Origin of the sequence: Bradyrhizobium sp. 157, from assembly GCF_023073815.1 — a bacterium.
GTDB lineage: Bacteria > Pseudomonadota > Alphaproteobacteria > Rhizobiales > Xanthobacteraceae > Bradyrhizobium.
Genome location: NZ_JADPKF010000044.1, coordinates 1 through 21,319 on the forward strand (window position 1 = coordinate 1; position 21,319 = coordinate 21,319).

Here is a 21,319-nt window from a genome sequence, read left to right on the forward strand (position 1 = left end):
TCAATGGCCGCTTCTCGAGGCCGTATACATGACCGCTCCCCGATCCGTTGCCGAAGCACCAAAAAGCCCTTGCCGAGAGGGGGCCGTCCATACATGACGTAGAGGGACCCTATCAGCCGCCCCTCTCCAGTCTTCGCATCACCTCATCGAGTTGCTCGAGGTTGCGGTAGCTGATCTGGACGGAGCCGCCGGGGTCGCGGTGGTTGACGGTCACGGTGAGCCCGAGCGCGTCGCTGACGCGCTTCTCCAATGCGATGGTGTCGGGATCCTTGGTCTTGCCGCCGCCCCTCGCCTTCTGCGGCTTGCGCTCCGGCACGCCCTCTTCATGGGCGAGCGCCTCGGTCTGACGCACGTTGAGGCCTTCGGCGACGATGCGCTTGGCGGCCGCCAGCGGATCGGGCACGCTGATCAGCGCGCGGGCGTGACCGGCCGACAATTCGCCGCTCGCGATAAGGGCCTGCACTTCCGTCGGCAGTTTCGTCAGCCGCATCATGTTGGCTACGTGGCTGCGGCTCTTGCCGACTTCCTTGGCGATGTCTTCCTGGCTGCGTTTGAATTCGTCGGCCAGCGCGTGATAGCCTTGCGCCTCTTCCATCGCATTGAGGTCTTCGCGCTGCACGTTCTCGACGATCATGATCTCGAGCGCGTCGCTGTCGCTGACGTCGATGGGGACGATCGGCACCTCATGCAGGCTGGCGAGTTGCGCGGCGCGCCAGCGCCGTTCGCCGGCGATGATCTCGTAGCGGTCCTGCGCCCCTTTCACCGGCCGCACCACGATCGGCTGGATTACGCCGTGCTGCTTGACAGAGGAAGCGAGCTCGCCGAGTTCGGCATCGGAAAACGTCCGGCGCGGGTTGCGCGGATTTGGTTTCAAGAATTCGATCGGCACCTTGCGCTGGTTGCGCGGCCGTTCGACATGCGCGGCCTCGCCGCCGACATCCCCGATCAGACTTGCGAGACCGCGACCCAGTCGCGAACGCGTTTCGTCGGCCATCGCCGCCAACTCCCTAGGATTCACTTGGCTACTCCACTACAGAATTCGATTGCTCGGTTGGGTGAAATCGTAGGGTGGGCAAAGGCGCGTTTGCGCCGTGCCCACCATCGTCCACCCACGGAAACACTGGTGGGCACGCTGCGCTTTGCCCACCCTACGATCCTTCAATGCGTCCTCAGCTCGCGCTCGCGCTGGATCACTTCCGTTGCAAGCTTGAGATACGCTTCGCTGCCGACGCATTTGAGGTCGTAGACCAAGACCGGCTTGCCGTAGGACGGCGCCTCGGAGATGCGGACGTTGCGCGGGATCATGGTGTCGTAGACCTTGGAGCCCATGAACTGCCTGACGTCGGCGACCACCTGGTTTGACAAATTGTTGCGCGAGTCGAACATTGTCAGCACGATGCCGTGGATCGACAGGTTCGGATTGAGCGTCGAGCGCACCTGCTCCACCGTCTGCAGCAATTGCGACAGACCTTCCAGCGCGAAGAACTCACACTGCAGCGGCACCAGGATCGCGTCCGACGCCGCCATTGCGTTGACGGTGAGAAGATTGAGCGACGGCGGGCAATCGATCAGCACATAGGTGTAGTCGGTGTCGGGCGCGGCGTTCTTGTTCAGCGCCGCGATCGCGTCGCGCAGCCGGAACGCGCGGCCCGGCGTGGCGCCGAGTTCGAGTTCGAGCCCCGACAGATCCATTGTCGAGGAGGCGATGTGCAGCCGCGGCACCGCGGTGGCAACCACGGCATCGCGCAACGGCGCTTCACCGATCAGCACGTCGTAGGTCGAGCAGTTGCGGTTGCGGCGATCGATGCCGAGGCCCGTCGAGGCGTTGCCCTGCGGATCGAGGTCGACGATCAGCACACGCTCGCCAATCGCGGCGAGTGCAGTGCCGAGATTGATCGCTGTGGTAGTCTTCCCGACGCCGCCCTTCTGGTTGGCGAGCGACAGGATGCGTGGATGAGGCGGCGGAGTTGGTTCCCTATTCTCTTGATATAATTCATCTAATTCGGTCATGCCCGATCGCCATGTGTGATCGCGGAGGGGTTGCGCCGCTCGATGCGATCGAGTTCGACGATCCAGCCGTGCCCGCCCGTTCGGCTGGAATGGAATCGCGGTTCAATATTCCAATATTTGGTGGTCTCGGTCAATTCGGCCTCTACATCTTGACCCTTGAGAAACAAAGCTTTTGCGCCTTCTCTCACAAACGGCTCCGCGAAACCGACAAGCTGATGTAACGGAGCCAGCGCCCGCGCGGTGACGCAATCGACGCGGCCACCGATTCTATCCACAATATCCCCGATTCCCGCCAAATGCACGGTCGCAGCAGCGGATGTCACGCGGACTGCCTCGCGCAGAAAGGCCGCCTTTTTGGCGTTGCGCTCGACCAAATGGACGTTGGCGCCCGGAGTCTCGGCCAACGCGCAGGCGAGCACCACGCCAGGAAAGCCTCCACCGCTGCCGAGATCCACCCAGGTCTTTGCGGCCGGCGCTAGATTGAGGAGTTGCAGCGAATCGGAGATGTGCCGCGTCCAGAGATTCGGAAGTGTCGACGGCGCCACGAGATTTGTTTTGGCCTGCCATTCGATGAGAAGCTCGACGTAGTGATTTAGCCGCACCTCTGTTTCACGTGAAACGGGGGTGCGGGCCAGGGCTGCGGCCTTATCGGAGGGCAGGGCTTGAGAGAAGCTGGGAGCGGCGGCCTTCGCCATCATGATCTCGCTGAACGCGGCAATCGCGGGATGGATGGAGCGTAGGGATACTCATCAATTGCCGGAGCATCCGGCTATGGGTATCGCTCCGCTTTACCCATCCTACATCGACGTTTCACGTGAAACAGATTCTTTACGCTAGCGCCTTCGCGCTTTTCCGCCGCGCCTCGCGACGCAGATAGGCCGCCAAGATACCCAGGGCCGCCGGCGTCAGACCGTCGAGCCGACCCGCCTGCCCTACTGTCCGCGGCTGCGCCGCTTTCAGCTTGGAGCGCGCTTCATTGGAAAGCCCGGGCACGTTCGCATAATCGATGCCGGTCAAGACCAACCCCTCATCTCTCCGGAAGGCATCGACATCGGCGGTCTGGCGCTTGAGATAGACATCATATTTGGCGTCGATCTCAAGGTGCCCAGCGATGGCAGGATCAATACCCGAGAGCTCCGGCCAGATACCGCGCACGGTCGTCCACTCGATCTCCGGATAGGCCAGCAACTCGAAAGCCGAGCGGCGCTGTCCGTCCCGGTTGAGCGCAAGGCCATGCCTGGCCGCTTCGTTCGGAGTGATCGTCAGTGACTTGGCCAAAGCCTTGGCCGTATCCAGCGCTGCCATCTTGTCGCGATGGTGATGCGAGCGTGCCTGCCCTACGCAGCCCAAGGCAATACCCTTGTCCGTCAGACGCTGGTCCGCATTGTCGGCTCGGAGCGTCAGGCGGTATTCGGCGCGCGAGGTAAACATCCGATATGGCTCGGTGATGCCGCGGGTCACGAGGTCATCAATCATCACCCCGAGATAACCGTCAGCGCGATCGAACACGATCGGACCGGCGCCGCCCGCCATCAGCGCAGCGTTCAGACCGGCAACGATTCCCTGGGCCGCAGCCTCTTCGTAACCGGTCGTCCCGTTGATCTGCCCGGCCAGGAAAAGACCCGGCAGGCGCTTGGTCTGCAGCGTCGGCTCCAGCTCGCGCGGATCGACGTGGTCGTATTCGATGGCGTAACCCGGCCGGACCATCTTCACCCGTTCAAGCCCGGGAATGGTCGCGAGGATCGCGAGCTGGACTTCTTCCGGTAGCGAGGTCGAGATGCCGTTGGGGTAGACCGTGGGGTCGTCGAGCCCCTCCGGCTCCAGGAAGATCTGGTGACCATCGCGATCGCCGAACCGGACAATCTTGTCCTCGATCGAGGGACAATAGCGCGGGCCGCTGCTCTTGATCTGCCCGGAATACATCGGCGAGCGATGCACATTGGCCCGGATCACCTCATGGGTGACCGGGGTCGTCCGGGTTATCCCGCACTGGATCTGCGGCGTCGTGATCCGACCGGTCATGACAGAGAACGGCTCCGGCGGATCGTCGCCAGGCTGCATTTCAACCGCTGACCAGTCGATGGTCGTGCCATCGAGCCGCGGCGGCGTGCCGGTCTTCAACCGCCCAAGTGTAAAGCCAGCGCGCTCGAACGAGGCCGACAGCCCCATCGCAGGCGCCTCCCCGACCCTACCCGCCGGCCAATTCTTTTCGCCGAGATGGATGAGCCCGCGCAAAAAGGTCCCGGTCGTGATAACCACAGCGCCTGCCGAAAGCTGCCTTCCTTCGACCAAGTGAATTCCGGAGACCCTGCCGTTCGAGACGATCAACTCGTCCGCCTCGCCCTCGATCACGCTGAGATTGGCGGTCTCGCGGATCGCAAACTGCATGGCCGCAGCATAAAGCTTGCGATCTGCTTGGGCGCGGGGTCCGCGGACGGCCGGACCCTTGCGGCGATTCAGCATCCGAAACTGGATCCCGCCAGCGTCGGCCACCCGGCCCATCAGGCCATCGAGAGCATCGACTTCGCGCACCAGATGGCCCTTGCCGAGGCCGCCGATCGCGGGATTGCAGGACATCGCCCCGATGGTCACAAAACGATGGGTCACCAAGGCAGTCTTCGCACCCATCCGCGCGGCCGCGCTCGCGGCCTCGCAGCCGGCGTGGCCGCCGCCAATAACAATGACGTCGAAGGACTCTGCTTGGAAAATCATGGGCCGACTTCTAACGCGGAGTTGGAAAACGCGGAAGAGCTCGATTGACAAGGGCGTGGATGTTTCACGTGAAACATGCCGGAACCGGGCAATCGTTTCACGTGAAACAGACGGGCAGAGAAGTGTCACTTGCCTACGCAGAACTCCCGGAAAATGACGTCGAGGATGTCTTCGACATCCACACGCCCCAAGAGCCGTCCGAACGAATGGGCTGCAACGCGCAATTCTTCGGCCGCCAGTTCCTCACCCTGCCCAACCACCGCCAAGCAACGGCGCAACGCCACGGCGGCATCTTCCAATAGCTTCCGCTGCCGCGTCCGTCCGATCAGGCCCGCCTCGCTGCTGCCAAAGTAACTTTGGGCGAAACCGACCAGAGCGCCAATCAACTCCGGCAGCCCGTCGCCCCGGCTCGCCGAAATCTGGAAACTTCGTTGGCCTGGTTTCTCGGCCTCGGCCAATGGCCGAGTCGCATCCTCGAGATCGATTTTGTTTCGCACGCGCCAAACTGGCGCATCCCAATCGTGGTCGATCGCTGCCCTCGGCGAGTCGGCAAGCCACAGCACAAGATCCGCATCCGCAGCGCGGGCCCGGGCGCGACGAACCCCCTCCTGCTCGACCGGATCGTCCGTCTCTCGAATCCCGGCGGTATCGATAACGGTTACCGGATAGCCATCGAGATCGAGCTGCACCTCAATGATATCGCGCGTGGTGCCGGCGTGCGGCGAGACGATCGCGACCTCCCGGCGCGCGAGCTGATTCATCAGCGTCGACTTGCCGACATTCGGCGGTCCGGCGATTGCCACGATGAGCCCATCGCGAAGCCGCTCACTCCGCCCCTGCCCCGCCAGAACCTCCTCGATCTCGGCCAACAGCGCTTCGACCTTCGCCAACGCCGGCGCGATCAATTCTGCCGGTATGTCGCCCTCGTCTGAGAAATCGATCCCGGCCTCGATCAACGCAGATGCTTCGATGATCCGTGCGCGCCAGTCGCGTGCTCTGTCGCCGAGCAATCCCTTCAATTGGCGCAGCGCCTGGCGCCGCTGCCGATCGGTATCGGCATGGATGAGATCGTCTAGGCCTTCCGCCTCAGTCAGATCGAGCTTGCCGTTCTCGAAAGCACGCCGGGTAAATTCGCCGGGCTCGGCCGGTCGAACGTTTTCGAATGCGGACAGCGCCGCGAACAAAGCAGCCAGCACCGCGCGCCCGCCATGGACGTGAAATTCCGCGACGTCTTCTCCGGTCGCACTGGCGGGACCCGGAAACCACAACACCACCGCATCGTCGATCGGCTGCTGGCCGACATCATGGAGGAGCGCTCGCGTGGCCATTCGCGGCGCCGGCAATTTGCCGACCAGTGCCGTCACGACCTTCCCGGCCTGCGGACCCGAAACGCGTACCAGGGCAATCGCGCTCGGTGGCCGGCCCGACGACAGTGCAAAAATGGTCTGATCCCGCGGATGCATGGCCTATTTGTGCGGGTGGTTTTGAAAAGGCAACGCCATTCAATTTGGGGCTTGAACGCGCGAGCCATACCGCTCGCCTGCTGCGGACGGATGCGGCAGGAATGCTGCAACATCTGGCGAGGCGCCCTCACCCAGCGCCCGGACCTATACAAACTATATAAAATTCAATGCTTTAAATGGTTAACCAACCGCTAAGACCGATTTCCCATGCTGCATTCGCACCGCAGCAACGACCGCAGCAAAAAGGGCGCCCCACGGTGCGAGGCGCCCTTCCCTTGGCCTGATTGATGGCTCAGGTATTCATGGAGTCGAAGAACTCGGAGTTGTTCTTGGTGTTGCGAAGCTTGTCGAGCAGGAAGTCGATCGCGTCCATGGTGCCCATCGGATTGAGGATCCGGCGCAGCACGTACATCTTCTTCAGGAGCTGCGGATCGGTGATCAGCTCTTCCTTGCGGGTGCCGGAGCGCGAGATGTCGATCGCCGGGAAGGTCCGCTTGTCCGAGACCTTACGGTCGAGGATCAGTTCGGAGTTACCGGTGCCCTTGAATTCTTCGAAGATGACTTCGTCCATGCGGCTGCCGGTGTCGACCAGCGCGGTCGCAATGATCGTGAGCGAACCGCCCTCCTCGATGTTGCGCGCCGCGCCGAAGAATCGCTTCGGCCGCTGCAACGCGTTGGCATCGACACCGCCGGTCAGCACCTTACCGGATGACGGCACCACGGTGTTGTAGGCGCGGCCCAGACGCGTGATCGAGTCGAGGAGAATGACCACGTCGCGGCCGTGCTCGACCAGGCGCTTGGCTTTCTCGATCACCATCTCGGCGACCTGGACGTGGCGCACCGCCGGCTCGTCGAACGTCGACGACACCACCTCGCCCTTCACCGAGCGCTGCATGTCCGTGACTTCTTCCGGACGCTCGTCGATCAGAAGCACGATCAGATAACACTCCGGATGATTGGCCGTGATGGAGTGCGCGATGTTCTGCATCAGCACGGTTTTGCCGGTGCGCGGCGGCGCCACGATCAGGGCGCGCTGGCCCTTGCCGATCGGGGCGACGATATCGATCACCCTTGCGGAAAGGTCTTTTCGCGTCGGGTCTTCGAGCTCGAGACGGAAGCGCTGATCCGGAAACAGCGGCGTCAAATTGTCGAAATTGACCTTGTGCTTCGATTTTTCCGGATCTTCGAAATTAAGCGTGTTGACCTTCAACAGCGCGAAGTAGCGTTCGCCTTCCTTCGGGCTGCGGATATGGCCTTCGATGGTGTCGCCGGTGCGAAGACCGAAGCGGCGGATCTGCGAGGGCGAGACGTAGATATCGTCGGGGCCGGGCAGGTAGTTAGCGTCGGGCGAGCGCAGGAAGCCGAAGCCGTCGGAGAGAACCTCGACGACGCCTTCGCCGATAATGTCGATTTCCTGAATCGCGAGCTGCTTGAGAATGGCGAACATCAGCTCCTGCTTGCGCATGGTGCTGGCGTTCTCGACCCCGCTCTCTTCGGCGAACGTGACGAGTTCGGCCGGCGTTTTCGATTTGAGGTCTTGGAGTTTCATTTCCCGCATTGGGGTGGTCCTGTGGAGTGTATTTTAAGAAGGGTGCGAAGCTGGCTTTGGGAAAAGCCGGACACGAAAAATGGAAGGTCCGCAGGTCTAAGCAAGGAAAGCGCCGGTGAGGCTTCAAACCTGATGCGGCGGCCGGTCCGTTGAAGGAGCCGGAACGCAGCCACATCCGCCTGCGTGGGGTGGGATTTCGATAATATAGAAAATCGGCCGCCGCTTCGCAAGCAGGTGAGAAACCGACCGACCCACGAAAAGGCGCCTAGAACGGCTTCACGATCACCAGGATGACGATAAAGATCATCAGAATGGTCGGTACCTCATTGATAATACGATAGAATCTCTGGCTTCTGGTATTCCGGTCGGCGGCGAAATCCTTAACCCAGCGGGAAAAAAAGCCGTGGAGACCCGACAGGATGAGCACCAGCGTCAGTTTGGCGTGAAACCAGCCGGACGTGTACCAATGTCCGCTCCAGGCCATATAGAGCCCGGCCAGCCAAGTGATGGCCATCGCGGGGTTGATGATCACCTTCAGCAGGCGCCATTCCATCACCTTGAAGGTTTCGGACTGCTTCGATCCGACCTCGGCTTCGCAATGATAGACAAACAGCCGCGGCAGATAGAGCATGCCGGCCATCCACGAGATGACGGCAATCACATGCAGCGCCTTGATCCACGGGTAGGCCGTGATCGTGATCCACTCGTACATTGCAGCCGCCCTGATCCCCGGAACGTTCCGATCTTCTCACGCGTTGCGAAGAAACTCCGCCAGCATGGGACGCAAGACATATCCGCAAAGCACCGCTTCTCTAAACTAATAATTTTAGAATCTTAGGTTTGAGTCTAAGTGACGGTGATTTGGACTCATACAAAACCGTCCAGTTTCTTTGCGAGGCTTGTTCACATCCATCACTAATTCGGATCGAACACTGGATCATCCAGATAACACCACGTGCATCAATCGCTTGCGATGTTTTGTGGTCAGCTTATCAAGAGACAAATCCACATCTTCTCACTATCATGGTCGCGAGGCGGTGGACTTGTCCTCGCGTGAGGCCCTGTGAAGAAATCAAGGGTTTTCCCGGAGGCGCCGATCCAGGGCCCGATATCTCGGTTAAACTCCACAGGATTCACAGGAATACACAGGGGTTCTGGTGCCCACGACCGGCAACTATTTTCATCTTCATCTGGTCTCGGACTCGACCGGCGAAACGCTGATCACGGTGGCGCGCGCGGTCGCCGCGCAATATGCCAACGTGACCGCGGTCGAACATGTCTATCCGTTGGTGCGTAGCCAAAAGCAGCTCGACCGCGTGCTCGACGAGATCGAGGAAGCACCGGGCATCGTGCTCTTTACGTTGCTGGAAAAGGATCTGGTCGCCCGGCTGGAAGCCAAGTGCAGAGACATCAACATACCGAGCCTCTCCATCATTGGTCCGGTGATGCAGTTGTTCGAGGCTTATTTGGGCGCGGCGACGACGGGCAGGGTAGGCGCCCAGCACGTTCTGAACGCGGAGTATTTCAAGCGCATCGACGCCTTGAACTACACCATGATGCATGACGACGGGCAGCACGTCGAAGGCCTGGAAGAGGCGGATGTCGTACTCGTCGGCGTATCACGCACCTCGAAGACGCCGACGTCGATCTATCTCGCCAACCGCGGCGTCCGTACCGCGAACGTGCCGCTGGTCCCGGGCATTCCGCTGCCGCACCAACTGGAGACACTGAAAAAGCCGTTGGTCGTCAGCCTTCATGCGACGCCGGAACGGTTGATCCAGGTCCGGCAAAATCGCTTGCTGAGCATGGGCGCCGATACCCCCAACGACGATTACATCGATCGTCAGGCGGTGGCCGATGAAGTAGCCTATGCTCGAAAGCTGAGCGCCAGATTCAGTTGGGCGCAGCTCGACGTGACACGGCGTTCGATCGAGGAAACCGCGGCGGCGGTGCTAAAATTGTTCACCGATCGACAGCGGCAGCGGCTTGCCGAGTGACGCAGCCGAGATGACCATATGGCGTGGACAATATCCGCTGATTCTCGCCTCGCAAAGCCGCGCGCGGCAGATGCTGCTTGCCAATGCCGGCATTTCGTTCGACGCCGTTCCTGCCGATATTGACGAACGATCCGTGCAGAAGAACTCAGGCCTTTCCGCACCCGGTGAAATCGCCGGCCTCTTGGCGCGCGAGAAGGCGTGGTTCGTATCCTTGAAAAATCCCGGACGTTACGTTGTCGGCGCCGATCAGACGCTGGCTTTGGGAAACCGGCTGTTCAGCAAGCCGGCTGGCCGCGCACAGGCCGCAGATCAATTGCGGCTGCTCGCCGGCCAGACGCACGAGCTGCACTCCGCCGTTGCGGTTGCCCGTGACGGCAAGATAGTGTTTTCCGACGTGAGCATTGCCAGAATGACGATGCGGCGCTTGGGCGAGAGCGAGATCGAAGCCTACCTGGATCAGGCCGGGCAGGCGGTCACCACCAGCGTCGGCGCTTATCAGCTTGAAGGGCTAGGGGTGCATCTGTTCGAACGGATCGAAGGGGACCATTTCACCATTCTCGGCCTGCCGCTGTTGCCGCTACTGGCGTTCCTGCGCGGCGAGGGTTTGCTCAATGTGTAGAATCATTACTTTGGTAACGGCGATCTGATGCGGATTCTGGGACTCACCGGCTCGATCGGGATGGGGAAATCCACCACCGCAAAACTGTTCACCGAGGCGGGCGTGCCGGTTTACGACGCCGACGCAGCCGTTCACAAAATTTATGAAGGCGAGGCGGCGCCCGCGATCGAAGCCGCGTTTCCCGGCACGACGGTGGAGGGCAAGGTCGATCGCGCCAAATTGTCCGCCAAAGTGGTGCATGACCCTGCTGCCATAAAGCAGCTCGAGCAGATCGTTCACCCAATGCTCGGCGCGTCCCGCCAGAAATTCCTCGATGAGGCCGAGCGGTCCGGCGCGCCGGTTGTCGTGATGGACATCCCGCTGTTGTTCGAAACCGGCGGCGAGAAACGCGTCGATGCGGTGGTCGTGGTCACGACCGATCCGAAAACCCAGCGCGAGCGAATTTTGGCGCGCGGCACCATGACATCGGAGGCGCTCGACGCCATTCTGGCGCGGCAGTTGCCCGATGCCGAAAAGCGCAAGCGCGCGGATTTCGTGGTGGATACCTCGCATGGGCTGGACCCGGTGCGCGCACGGATCCGCGACATTCTGGCCGAGGTGGTTAAGATGCCGCTACGGCGAACCTGATTCGCCGAAGCTTTCGGTCTCTCACATCCATGCGCGAAATCGTTCTCGATACCGAAACCACAGGCCTCGATCCGCTGCGCGGTGATCGGCTGGTCGAAATCGGCTGCATCGAGATTTTCAACCGCATGCCGACGGGACAGACGTTTCACCGCTACATCAATCCCGAGCGCGACATGCCGGCCGAAGCCTTTGCCGTGCACGGCCTGTCGACCGAGTTCCTTGCGAGCAAGCCGCTGTTCACCGAAGTGGTCGAGGAGTTCCTGGAGTTCATCGGCGACGCGCCGCTGGTGATCCACAACGCCTCGTTCGACATCAGCTTCATCAATGCCGAGCTTGACCGCATCAAGCGGCAGCCGATCTTGCGCGATCGGTTGGTGGACACGCTGCTATTGGCGCGCCGCAAGCATCCCGGCGTGTCGAACCGGCTGGACGATCTCTGCTCGCGCTATGCGATCGACAATTCCCGCCGCACCAAGCACGGCGCGCTGCTCGACGCCGAGCTATTGGCCGAGGTCTATATCGACCTGATAGGAGCGCGGCAGTCGCAACTGATTCTGGCGTCGGAAACCCGCATCACGGTAACCAGCGGAATCGGTGATACGCCACGCCGGCAGCGCGAAATACCGCTGGCGCCGCGAATCACCGACGAAGAGCGCGAGGCCCATCGCGCCTTTATCGCTACATTGGGCGACAAGCCGATCTGGAACGATTTTCTACCGGCAGCGGTCTAGCGGCGGACGAGCCGCCGCTTGTTTTAGCTCGGCTTCGCGCCGGAAGCGGCCTGCGCCGCAGCCTGCCGTTCCATATTCTGGCGGTACAGGCCGACGAAATCGACGGGATCGAGCATCAAGGGCGGGAAGCCACCGTCGCGTACCGCGGTTGCGATGATCTCGCGCGCGAACGGGAACAACAGCCGCGGGCATTCGATCATGACTAGCGGATGAAGCTGTTCCTGCGGCACGTTGACGATGCGGAACACGCCCGCATAGGCGAGTTCGAAGCTGAACATCACCTTGCCGGCATTTTCAGCCTTGCCCTCGATCGAGAGCGTCACTTCGAACTCGTTTTGCGCGAGATTATTCGCCGAAACATTAATCTGAATGTTGATTGCCGGCTGCTGCTGTTGCGGCTGCAGCGAGGAGGGCGCGTTCGGATTCTCGAACGACAGGTCCTTGGTGTACTGGGCCAGCACGTTGAGCTGGGGAGGGGCCTGTTCGGGAGGCGCGCCGTTGCCGTTGGTCATGAAATCTCTCCTGAAGCGCTCGCGAGCGCGGCCCGGGTTCGTCTGAGAATGCGTTTTCCGGGCGAGTGGCTATCATAGCCCCGGCTCACTCCACAAGGACGACGGCTCGGCGGCAGACCTGCGCGGCCGCCAATTGTGGCGGATATGCCTAATACCGCCCCGCCAGCCGCGCGAAATGTGCCCTAAATAATTGAATGCGCGTGATTTCCGGCCACGATCGGGTTTCCCCTCGCCACCAAAACGCGCTACAATTAGCCCGCGCCAAAACGCGCCATTGGCCGGGCGCAGTTTCATGCCTACATGCTGCAGTCTCGATCGGTGATGTAATCTCTGCCGTTCTCAGGGAAATCTCATAAGAGAGCTTCTCACCAGGGAACGCTCGACCGCCGGGCCCGTTGCCGGCGTTGGAACCAGAAAGCGAATACGACGTGGATATTTACACCATCATCTTCCTGGCGCTGGCGGTCTTCATCTTCCTGCGCCTGCGCAGCGTCCTCGGACAGCGCACCGGGAGCGAACGACCGCCCTATGATCGCGCCGCTCCCAACGTCGTGCAGCGTACGCAGGACAACAACGTCGTTCCCATGCCGGGCACCGTCATTGATCAGGCGCCACTGGCGCCGAATGCCGATATTGCGCCGGCCGATCGCTGGAAAGGCATTGCCGAGCCGGGCACGCCGCTCGCCGCAGGCCTTGACGCCATTACCGCCCAGGACTCCTCATTCGATCCCCGACACTTTCTCTCCGGCGCTCGCAGCGCCTACGAGATGATCGTGCTGGCCTTCGCCAATGGCGACCGCCGAGCGCTGAAGGATCTCTTGTCGAGCGAAGTCTATGAGAGCTTCGAGGCCGTGATAAAGGATCGCGAGAAGCACGAGCAGAAAACCGAAACGCGGTTTGTTTCGATCGACAAGGCCGAGCTGGTGAGTGCGGAAGCCCGCGACCGCGCGGCGCAACTGACGGTTCGCTTCGTGTCGCAGATGATTTCGGTGACACGCGACAAGACCGGCGCCATTGTCGATGGCAACCCCGATAAGGTCGCCGATATCACCGATGTCTGGACTTTCGCCCGCGATACGAGTTCTCGCGATCCGAACTGGAAGCTGGTTGGCACCGGAAGCGCGGGCTAAGACGCGAAGCCTCGCGGGGCTTGCGTTGGGCGTGCTCGCTTTGGCGTGCTCGATCGCACCATCGGATGCCGCAGCAGTGCGCCATTCGCGTTCGCAAAAGCCTTCGCATCCGCAGCCCGTCCGCCATCTGCCATACCCACCGCTCGAATTCCCGTTTCAGATTAGCGGCGGCCAATATGCGCCGGTCGCCTGGTCCGAGATCGCGGGCTGGAGAGAGGACGATCATCTCGCCGCCTACAAGGCATTTCGCACGAGCTGCAGGCCGATAGCGGCGCAGCAAAAGCCGCCCGCCGATCCAAAGGCACTCGGCGCGTCGCTCCGCGATCCCTGCCGCATCGCCAGAGGCCTCGAACTATCCGATGGCGTGAAGGCGAGGGCCTTCTTCGAGGAGCACTTTCTTCCCTTGCGCATTTCGCGGCTTGGCGAAGGCGAGGGCTTTGTTACCGGCTATTACGAACCCATCGTCGACGGCTCACGGACCGAGAACGAGGTCTACAAAGTGCCGGTCTATCGCCGGCCGTCGAACCTGTTCGTTCGTGGGACCACACAGAGCTCGGCCGGCCTGCCGAACAAGGGCCAGGTGTTTCGCAAGATCGGCCGCCGCAAGCTGGTGCCTTACTACGATCGCGCCGAAATAGAGGATGGCGCGATTGCCGGCCGCGGCCTCGAAATCTGCTGGCTGAAGGACCAGACCGACCTGCTGTTCTCGCAGATCCAGGGCTCGGCGCGGGTCAGCCTCGACGACGGCTCTACCCTTCGCATCAATTACGATGCACACAACGGCTTCCCCTATACGCCGGTCGGCCGCATCCTGATTGAGCGCAACATCATCCCCAAGGATCAGATGTCGATGCAGAAGATCCGGGACTGGATGGAGCAGAATCCCAACGAGGCCGACGAGCTGCGGCGGCAGAACAAGTCCTACGTCTTCTTCCGCGAGGTGCAGCTTTCCGATAAGGACGAGGCGGTCGGCGCCCAGGGCGTGCCGTTGACGCCGGGTCGGTCGATCGCGGTCGACAAATCACTGCATGTCTATGGCACGCCTTTTTTCATCGAGGGCGAGCTGCCGATCGAATCGGAGCGATCGAAGACACCGTTTCGCCGCCTGATGATTGCGCAGGACACCGGCTCCGCCATCGTCGGTCCCGCGCGCGCCGATCTCTACTTCGGCGCCGGCCTCGACGCCGGCAAGGTGTCCGGCCGCCTCCGCCACAATGCCCGCTTCGTGATCCTGGTGCCGAAGAGCCTTGATCCGGTGGCGCGTGGCCGCAAGATGCCGGTGCCGGACGAGCGGCCGTCGGAGACGATCGCAAAACTGTTCCCGCAAACCGATCCGTTGAAGGATCCGAAGAATGCCGGAAAGCCATCCGATGTTACGGCGGCGACCAACGCCAAGCCCGCGATGCAGGCGACGACATCGTCTGCAACCGGGCCCTCGCCAGCTCCGGCCGTCCAGGCTGCCGTAGCAGAGCCAGTACCGCTTCCAGAACCGCGGCCGAACGTTGAAGCGGTTTCGGCAAAGCCGCAGCCGCGTCATCTGCGCCGATATCGCCATCATCGATGAAACGCCGGTCGCCGAGTTTGATTCCCGACCTGCCGGAGCCGCCGCGCCGCAAGCGCGGCCTGAGTGAAGAGGAGCGCGCGCTGTGGGAGAGCGTCGCCAAGCAGGTCAAGCCGTTGCGCAAGCGGCACCGCGTCCCGAAGCCGTCGGCTGCTCCAGCGGAAACCGAGCACAAAATCGCTCCGAAACCCGCCGCTTCACCGAGGCATGTGGCGCCGTCGCGAATGGTTGCGCCTTCAAAGCCGGAACCCCCGCCGCTGGCGCCGATCGGCCGTCGCGAGCGGTCGCATCTGTCACGTGGTCGCAAGGAGATCGACGCAAGGCTCGACCTGCACGGCATGACGCAGACACGCGCGCATCGCGCGCTGTTCGGCTTCCTGCAGCGCGCCCATCATGACGGGCTGAGCTTCGTGCTCGTCATCACCGGCAAGGGCAAGGTGGGTGCTGATTCCGAGCGCGGTGTGCTGCGCCGTCAGGTGCCGCAATGGCTTGGACTACCGGAATTCCGCGCGCTGGTGGTCGGTTTCGAGGAAGCTCATATCGGCCATGGTGGCGAGGGTGCCCTGTATGTGCGGGTGCGACGGGCGCGTTTCTAATCTCGCTTGAGCGTTTTGCAGCGAAAGCTTGCCCCGAACGGCGGACGTTGCCGGCTACAAAATAAACCGGCTCAGATCCGAGTTCTTGGCGAGGTCGCCGATATGCTTCTGCACATAGTCGGCATCGACCTTGATGGTCTCGCCATGGCGGTCCGGCGCGGCGAATGAAATCTCGTCGAGCACGCGTTCCATCACTGTCTGCAGCCGCCGCGCGCCGATGTTTTCGACCGTCGAATTGACGGCGACGGCGATATCTGCCAGCGCATCGATCGCGCCATCGGTGATATCGAGCGTCACGCCCTCTGTCTGCATCAGTGCGACATATTGCTTGATCAGCGACGCTTCCGGCTCGGTCAGGATGCGGCGCATGTCGTCGCGGGTCAGTGCTTCCAGTTCGACGCGGATCGGCAGGCGGCCCTGCAATTCCGGCAACAGATCCGAGGGCTTGGCGATATGAAACGCGCCCGAGGCGATGAACAGGATGTGGTCGGTCTTGACCGCGCCGTGCTTGGTCGTGACGGTCGTTCCTTCGATCAGCGGCAGCAGGTCACGCTGCACGCCTTCGCGCGAGACGTCGCCGCCAAGACGGTTTTCGCGCACGCAGATCTTGTCGATCTCGTCGAGGAACACGATGCCGTTGTTCTCGACCGCCGCGATCGCTTCCAGCACGAGCTGATCATTATCAAGCAGCTTGTCGGACTCTTCGTTGACGAGAATCTCGTGCGAGCCTTCAACCGTCAGCCGGCGGGTCTTGGTTCGCCCACCAAGTTTGCCAAAAATGTCGCCGATCGAGATCGCGCCCATCTGCGCGCCCGGCATCCCCGGAATCTCAAACATCGGCATGCCGCCCGAGGATTGAGTCTCGATCTCGATTTCCTTGTCGTTGAGCTCGCCGGCGCGCAGTTTCTTGCGGAAGGAATCGCGGGTTGCCGGGCTGGAGGCCGGTCCGACCAGCGCGTCCAGCACGCGTTCCTCGGCGGCAAGTTGCGCGCGGGCCTGCACATCCTTGCGCTTGCGCTCGCGCACCTGCACGATTGCGACCTCGACGAGGTCGCGGATGATCTGCTCGACGTCGCGGCCGACATAACCGACTTCGGTGAATTTCGTGGCTTCGACTTTGATGAAAGGCGCGCCGGCGAGCTTTGCCAGCCGCCGCGCGATCTCGGTCTTGCCGACGCCGGTCGGCCCGATCATCAGGATGTTTTTCGGCAGCACTTCTTCGCGCAAATTGCCGGTGAGCTTCAGCCGTCGCCAGCGATTGCGCAGCGCGATCGATACCGCGCGCTTGGCGTCGGCTTGGCCGACGATGAAGCGGTCGAGTTCGGAGACGATTTCACGGGGAGAAAAGTCGGTCATAGGTCCTAGGTAGGTGTCCAATGTTGCGAGAGCAAGCGGGTACGCGAGGCTGCTAAATGATCGGCGGGCCACCCTGCCACAGCTTGATCGTCTCGAAGGGGTGAATCAGCATGATAATGTTGAGCGTCAGATTGTCGCGAATATGGAGCGTCATCACCAGCTCGAACAACATCGCAAGAGCGACGGTGACTGCCACGGGAAGTTTCCTCGCCAGCAGAAAGCCACCGATCATGAAGAGCATATCGGAGATCGAATTGATGATGGTATCGCCGAAGTAATCCAGCGAGATCGTGCCGGCGCGGTAGCGGTTGATGATCCAGTCGGAATTCTCGACCAGTTCCCAGCCGCCTTCGACCAGGATGGCGAGTATCAGGCGGCCCTGCCAGGCCAAGCGCGGGAATGCGAGGAAGGCCGCGCCGTAGAACAAAAAACCGTGCAGGATATGCGATAACGAATACCAGTCGGCGATGTGCTGGGAGTTTTCCGAACTCAGCACGACGCCATGCCAGAGCTTGACGTAACCGCAGGCACAGATCGGCAGGCGCCCCATCCCGTACAGGATGGCAGCTTGCGCTGCGAGGATGGCGGCTGCGATCAACGTCCAATGCCACGGCGAAAGCACACGGATGACCGGAGCGTTGTCGAGACTGCTGGTGGAGGTCATACGTTGCGGACCATCAATAGGGCGGGACCATCAGGAGTATCGACCATACCAGCTTTTTCAAAGCCCGCCTTCGCATAGGCACGTACAGCCCGGGCGTTGTCCGGATCGGGATCAGTGACGATGCGTGGCGCGCCGCGCCTCAACCGGTCCTCGACGAAGGCCCGGATGAACGCCGAACCATGGCCACGCCCGATCATGCCCGGCTCGCCGATGAAAAGGTCGATGCCGCGGGTGCCGCGCGGATGTTCGCCAAAGCCCGAATTCCACGCCGTCAGCTCATAGCACTGCAGGTAGCCGAAATCGTTACTTCCCGCCGAGACGATGAACTGATCCATCGCCGGTTCATCGAGATCGCCGCTGACCAGTTCATATTGCTCAGAGGGATCGCCCCACCATTCGCGCACATGCGGCCGCGCGAGCCACTGCCGGATCAACGGCAGGTCGGCCACAACCATCGGGCGGAAGAGATATTCGGGCGCCATGGACCGGCGGCTCCCCTCAGAGCGTTTCGATCGTGACGTTCCGGTTGGTGTAGACGCAGATGTCGGCGGCGATATCGAGCGCGCGGCGCACGATGGTTTCGGCGTCCTTGTCGGTGTCAACGAGCGCGCGGGCGGCGGCCAGCGCATAATTGCCTCCAGAGCCGATCGCCATCACGCCCGCTTCCGGCTCCAGCACGTCGCCGGTCCCGGTCAGGACCAGCGAGACGTCCTTGTCGGCGACGATCATCATCGCCTCCAGGCGGCGCAGATAGCGGTCGGTCCGCCAGTCCTTGGCGAGTTCGACGGCTGCCCGGGTCAATTGCCCCGGATATTGCTCGAGCTTGCCCTCCAGCCGCTCGAACAGGGTAAAGGCGTCGGCGGTGGCCCCGGCGAAGCCGCCGATCACGTCGCCCTTGCCGATTTTCCGGACCTTTTTGGCGTTGGCCTTGATAACGGTCTGGCCGATCGAGACCTGGCCATCGCCGCCGATTACCACCTTGCCGCCCTTGCGGACCGTCAAAATCGTGGTGCCGTGCCAGATCGGCAGGTTGTTTTCAGATGCTTGCATGAATTGCCCTCGTTCCCGTCAGATTTAGGGGTTGAGGGGAGGGGTTACAATCGCGCCGTTTCACCCCGAATCCGGTCACCATGGGCCGAAGTTCAGCCCTTCAAACGTCATCCCGCAGTAGCGAAGGTGATATCCGCCTGTTAAAAGAGCCGCGTTTTCGGCCCCAAGAGGCCCAAGGAAGCAGTTTTCATGCGCACAGCGTCCATCAAGCGCAAGACCAAGGAAACCGACATCGAGGTCGCGGTAAACCTCGACGGCACGGGCGTGTCCGAGGTTTCGACCGGCATCGGCTTTTTCGATCATATGCTCGATCTCCTGGCCCGGCATTCCCGCATCGATATCACGGTGAAGGCCGATGGCGATCTCCATGTCGACCACCACCACACCACCGAGGACGTCGGCATCGCGCTGGGCCAGGCCGTCAAGCAGGCGCTCGGCACGATGGCCGGCATCACGCGCTATGCCTCGATCCACATGCCGATGGACGAAACGCTGTCGCGCGTCGTGATCGATATTTCGGGCCGGCCGGTGCTGGTGTTCAAGGTCGATTTTCCGCGCGACAAGGTCGGTCAGTTCGACACCGAGCTGGTGCGCGAATGGTTCAACGCCTTCACCATCAACGCCGGCGTGACTTTGCACGTCGAGACCCTATATGGCGAGAACAGCCATCATATCGCCGAATCCTGTTTCAAGGGTCTGGCGAGGGCGCTCCGTGCCGCTGTTGCGATCGATCCGCGCGCGGCGGGCGAAGTGCCTTCCACCAAGGGTCAGCTCGGCGGCTGATTCTCGTTCGCGTCTCGCGGCCGGAGAGCTACGATGCGGGTTTATACAGTGCATGCCCCCGTGGGTGACGGCGCCGACTTGGCGGCAGCCGATAAATTCGTCTTCGTTCGCGACGGCTTCCATTTCTGGGCTGCGGTTGCGAGCGTGATTTGGCTGCTTTGGCATCGGCTTTGGCTGGCATTGATCGGCTGGATCATTCTGATAATTGCGATCCACCTCGGGATGTCGGCGCTCGGCGCTAGCCGCGGCACGATCTTCATCGTTGACGTCCTGATCGCCATTCTGATGGGGCTCGAAGCGGCGAGCCTGCGGCGCTGGACACTATCTCGGCGCAAATGGCGCCAGCTAGACGTCGTCGTCGCCGACGACCAGGAAGCGGCTGAGCGCCGCTTCTTCGAGCGCTGGGCTGCTAGGCAGCGTGGCTTCACCAATGACCAATACGCGATCGATCGCGGCGCACCGCCGCCAACCCGCAACATTCCGGGCCAGTCGTTCTCCAAACCGCCGCCGCCGTTGCCGCAAGGCGGAATCATCGGTTTGTTTCCGGAGCCGGGAGGGCCACGATGACCGTTGCGATCATCGATTACGGCTCCGGCAATCTTCACTCGGCGGCAAAGGCCTTCGAGCGCGCCTCGCGGGGCATGGAAGAGCCGCAGAAGGTCATGGTGACGCGCGATCCTGATACCGTGTACCGCGCCGATCGCATCGTGCTGCCCGGCGTCGGCGCCTTCGCCGATTGCCGCCGCGGTCTCGACGCCGTGGACGGTATGCTGGAAGCCATGACCGAAGCGGTTCGCGTCAAGGCGCGGCCGTTCTTCGGGATCTGCGTCGGCATGCAGTTGATGGCGACGCGCGGCAAGGAGCACGTCACGACCAACGGTTTCAACTGGATCGAGGGCGACGTCGAGAAGATTTCCCCGCGCGAGGAAAATCTTAAAATTCCGCACATGGGCTGGAACACGCTCGACCCTATCCGCGAGCACCCGGTGCTGGAGCGCCTGCCGCTCGGGCCGAAGGGCCGCCATGCCTATTTCGTGCATTCGTATCACCTCAACGCGTCGAACGAAGCGGACGTGCTGGCACGCGCCGATTACGGCGGGCCGGTGACCGCGATCGTCGGCAAGGACACCGCCATCGGCACGCAGTTTCACCCCGAGAAGAGCCAGCGTTTTGGTCTGGCCCTGATCTCGAACTTTTTGAAGTGGAAGCCGTGATCCTCTTTCCTGCCGTCGACCTGAAAAACGGCCAATGCGTGCGCCTCGAGCAGGGAGACATGGCGCGCGCGACCGTGTTCAACCTCGATCCCGCGGCGCAGGCGCGCGCTTTTGCCGAGCAAGGGTTTGAATATCTCCACGTCGTAGATCTCGACGGTGCCTTTGCCGGCAAGCCGATGAACGCGCGGGCGGTCGAGGCGATGCTCAAGGCGGTCACCATGCCGGTGCAGCTCGGCGGCGGCATCCGTGATCTCAAGACTGTGGATGCCTGGCTCGACAAGGGCATTGCGCGCGTGATTATCGGCACGGCGGCGGTGCGCGATCCGGAACTCGTGAAGAGCGCGGCAAAAAAATTCCCCGGCCGCGTCGCGGTAGGACTCGATGCGCGCGACGGCAAGGTTGCAGTGGAAGGCTGGGCCGAGACCTCGCAGGTGACTGCGCTCGAAATCGCGCAGCGGTTCGAGGATGCCGGCGTCGCGGCCATCATCTTCACCGATATCGCGCGCGACGGCTTGTTGAAAGGCCTCAACCTCGATGCCACGATTGCGCTCGCAGAACGCATTTCCATTCCCGTGATCGCATCCGGCGGGTTTGCTTCCATCGAGGACGTCAAGGCGCTGCTCGAGCCGCGCGCCAAAAAGCTCGCCGGCGCCATTGCCGGCCGCGCGCTCTATGACGGCCGGCTCGATCCTGCCGCAGCCCTGACGCTGATCCGCAACGCGCGCGCCGCGGCGGCCTAGGAGAT

At 62.0% G+C, this 21,319-nt stretch carries 23 protein-coding genes; 11 read left to right on the top strand and 12 right to left on the bottom strand.

What is annotated here, in order from left to right:
• Window positions 1-112 precede the first annotated feature (112 nt).
• From IVA95_RS09900 to hemJ, 7 genes are all read right to left on the bottom strand, one after another.
• Entirely contained in the window at window positions 113-994 is an 882-nt protein-coding gene (locus IVA95_RS09900) for a ParB/RepB/Spo0J family partition protein (protein ID WP_247510307.1), read from the bottom strand.
• A 164-nt stretch (window positions 995-1,158) separates the two neighbouring features.
• A complete protein-coding gene (locus IVA95_RS09905; protein ID WP_247510308.1) occupies window positions 1,159-2,010 on the bottom strand; it encodes a ParA family protein in 852 nt (283 codons plus the stop codon).
• Complete coding sequence (gene rsmG, locus IVA95_RS09910) at window positions 2,007-2,705, bottom strand: 16S rRNA (guanine(527)-N(7))-methyltransferase RsmG (protein ID WP_247510309.1); 699 nt, start codon at window positions 2,703-2,705, stop codon at window positions 2,007-2,009. Before rsmG ends, IVA95_RS09905 begins: the two co-directional genes overlap by 4 nt.
• Window positions 2,706-2,838: 133 nt before the next feature.
• Window positions 2,839-4,722: a tRNA uridine-5-carboxymethylaminomethyl(34) synthesis enzyme MnmG gene (gene mnmG, locus IVA95_RS09915; RefSeq protein ID WP_247510310.1), complete on the bottom strand. Its 1,884-nt coding sequence runs from the start codon at window positions 4,720-4,722 to the stop codon at window positions 2,839-2,841.
• 125 nt (window positions 4,723-4,847) lie between these two features.
• On the bottom strand, window positions 4,848-6,185 hold the full coding sequence (mnmE, locus tag IVA95_RS09920; protein ID WP_247510311.1) for a tRNA uridine-5-carboxymethylaminomethyl(34) synthesis GTPase MnmE: 1,338 nt from the start codon (window positions 6,183-6,185) through the stop codon (window positions 4,848-4,850).
• Window positions 6,186-6,477: 292 nt separating this feature from the next.
• Window positions 6,478-7,743, bottom strand: coding sequence for a transcription termination factor Rho (rho, locus tag IVA95_RS09925; RefSeq protein ID WP_057834504.1), 1,266 nt, complete (start codon window positions 7,741-7,743; stop codon window positions 6,478-6,480).
• Window positions 7,744-7,999: 256 nt separating this feature from the next.
• Window positions 8,000-8,446, bottom strand: coding sequence for a protoporphyrinogen oxidase HemJ (gene hemJ / locus IVA95_RS09930; protein WP_247510312.1), 447 nt, complete (start codon window positions 8,444-8,446; stop codon window positions 8,000-8,002).
• A gap of 445 nt (window positions 8,447-8,891) precedes the next feature.
• Here hemJ and IVA95_RS09935 point away from each other — a divergent pair, with 445 nt between their 5' ends.
• Genes IVA95_RS09935 through dnaQ form a run of 4 tightly spaced genes read left to right on the top strand, consistent with a single transcriptional unit; the run spans window position 8,892 to window position 11,708 of the window.
• A complete protein-coding gene (locus tag IVA95_RS09935; RefSeq protein WP_247510313.1) occupies window positions 8,892-9,731 on the top strand; it encodes a pyruvate, water dikinase regulatory protein in 840 nt (279 codons plus the stop codon).
• 10 nt (window positions 9,732-9,741) lie between these two features.
• Window positions 9,742-10,350 (top strand): Maf family protein, encoded by a 609-nt coding sequence (locus IVA95_RS09940; RefSeq protein ID WP_247510314.1) that lies wholly within the window; start codon window positions 9,742-9,744, stop codon window positions 10,348-10,350.
• Between the two features lie 27 nt (window positions 10,351-10,377).
• Window positions 10,378-10,977, top strand: a complete 600-nt coding sequence (gene coaE, locus IVA95_RS09945; protein WP_247510315.1) for a dephospho-CoA kinase — start codon at window positions 10,378-10,380, stop codon at window positions 10,975-10,977.
• Window positions 10,977-11,708, top strand: a complete 732-nt coding sequence (gene dnaQ, locus IVA95_RS09950) for a DNA polymerase III subunit epsilon (protein WP_312018040.1) — start codon at window positions 10,977-10,979, stop codon at window positions 11,706-11,708. The genes coaE and dnaQ overlap by 1 nt, the downstream gene beginning before the upstream one ends.
• 23 nt (window positions 11,709-11,731) lie before the next feature.
• Here dnaQ and secB read toward each other — a convergent pair whose 3' ends face one another.
• Complete coding sequence (secB, locus tag IVA95_RS09955; RefSeq protein ID WP_247510316.1) at window positions 11,732-12,220, bottom strand: protein-export chaperone SecB; 489 nt, start codon at window positions 12,218-12,220, stop codon at window positions 11,732-11,734.
• Between the two features lie 428 nt (window positions 12,221-12,648).
• Between secB and IVA95_RS09960 the strand changes: the two genes are divergently transcribed.
• Genes IVA95_RS09960 through IVA95_RS09970 form a run of 3 tightly spaced genes read left to right on the top strand, consistent with a single transcriptional unit; the run spans window position 12,649 to window position 15,507 of the window.
• The gene (locus IVA95_RS09960) at window positions 12,649-13,350 is read left to right on the top strand and encodes a Tim44/TimA family putative adaptor protein (RefSeq protein ID WP_213252591.1); all 702 of its coding nucleotides are present in this window, start codon (window positions 12,649-12,651) and stop codon (window positions 13,348-13,350) included.
• The gene (locus IVA95_RS09965) at window positions 13,241-14,914 is read left to right on the top strand and encodes an MltA domain-containing protein (protein ID WP_247510317.1); all 1,674 of its coding nucleotides are present in this window, start codon (window positions 13,241-13,243) and stop codon (window positions 14,912-14,914) included. The genes IVA95_RS09960 and IVA95_RS09965 overlap by 110 nt, the downstream gene beginning before the upstream one ends.
• Complete coding sequence (locus IVA95_RS09970) at window positions 14,911-15,507, top strand: Smr/MutS family protein (protein ID WP_247510318.1); 597 nt, start codon at window positions 14,911-14,913, stop codon at window positions 15,505-15,507. The genes IVA95_RS09965 and IVA95_RS09970 overlap by 4 nt, the downstream gene beginning before the upstream one ends.
• Window positions 15,508-15,561: 54 nt before the next feature.
• Here the strand turns inward: IVA95_RS09970 and hslU are convergent, their stop codons facing one another.
• The 4 genes from hslU to hslV are packed head-to-tail and all read right to left on the bottom strand — an operon-like array spanning window position 15,562 to window position 18,577.
• Window positions 15,562-16,863 (bottom strand): ATP-dependent protease ATPase subunit HslU, encoded by a 1,302-nt coding sequence (gene hslU, locus IVA95_RS09975; protein WP_213252587.1) that lies wholly within the window; start codon window positions 16,861-16,863, stop codon window positions 15,562-15,564.
• Window positions 16,864-16,915: 52 nt separating this feature from the next.
• Window positions 16,916-17,527 (bottom strand): DUF2585 domain-containing protein, encoded by a 612-nt coding sequence (locus tag IVA95_RS09980; RefSeq protein WP_247510319.1) that lies wholly within the window; start codon window positions 17,525-17,527, stop codon window positions 16,916-16,918.
• A complete protein-coding gene (locus IVA95_RS09985; protein WP_247510320.1) occupies window positions 17,524-18,009 on the bottom strand; it encodes a GNAT family N-acetyltransferase in 486 nt (161 codons plus the stop codon). The genes IVA95_RS09980 and IVA95_RS09985 overlap by 4 nt, the downstream gene beginning before the upstream one ends.
• A 16-nt stretch (window positions 18,010-18,025) precedes the next feature.
• Window positions 18,026-18,577, bottom strand: coding sequence for an ATP-dependent protease subunit HslV (gene hslV, locus IVA95_RS09990; RefSeq protein ID WP_247510321.1), 552 nt, complete (start codon window positions 18,575-18,577; stop codon window positions 18,026-18,028).
• Window positions 18,578-18,766: 189 nt separating this feature from the next.
• Here hslV and hisB point away from each other — a divergent pair, with 189 nt between their 5' ends.
• From hisB to hisA, 4 genes are read left to right on the top strand one after another with little or no spacing between them, the layout of a single operon-like run.
• Window positions 18,767-19,360, top strand: coding sequence for an imidazoleglycerol-phosphate dehydratase HisB (hisB, locus tag IVA95_RS09995; protein ID WP_213252582.1), 594 nt, complete (start codon window positions 18,767-18,769; stop codon window positions 19,358-19,360).
• Between the two features lie 33 nt (window positions 19,361-19,393).
• Window positions 19,394-19,927 (top strand): DUF2628 domain-containing protein, encoded by a 534-nt coding sequence (locus IVA95_RS10000; RefSeq protein WP_247510322.1) that lies wholly within the window; start codon window positions 19,394-19,396, stop codon window positions 19,925-19,927.
• Window positions 19,924-20,574, top strand: a complete 651-nt coding sequence (gene hisH, locus IVA95_RS10005; protein ID WP_247510323.1) for an imidazole glycerol phosphate synthase subunit HisH — start codon at window positions 19,924-19,926, stop codon at window positions 20,572-20,574. Before IVA95_RS10000 ends, hisH begins: the two co-directional genes overlap by 4 nt.
• On the top strand, window positions 20,562-21,314 hold the full coding sequence (gene hisA / locus IVA95_RS10010; protein ID WP_247510324.1) for a 1-(5-phosphoribosyl)-5-[(5-phosphoribosylamino)methylideneamino]imidazole-4-carboxamide isomerase: 753 nt from the start codon (window positions 20,562-20,564) through the stop codon (window positions 21,312-21,314). Before hisH ends, hisA begins: the two co-directional genes overlap by 13 nt.
• Window positions 21,315-21,319: the final 5 nt, after the last annotated feature.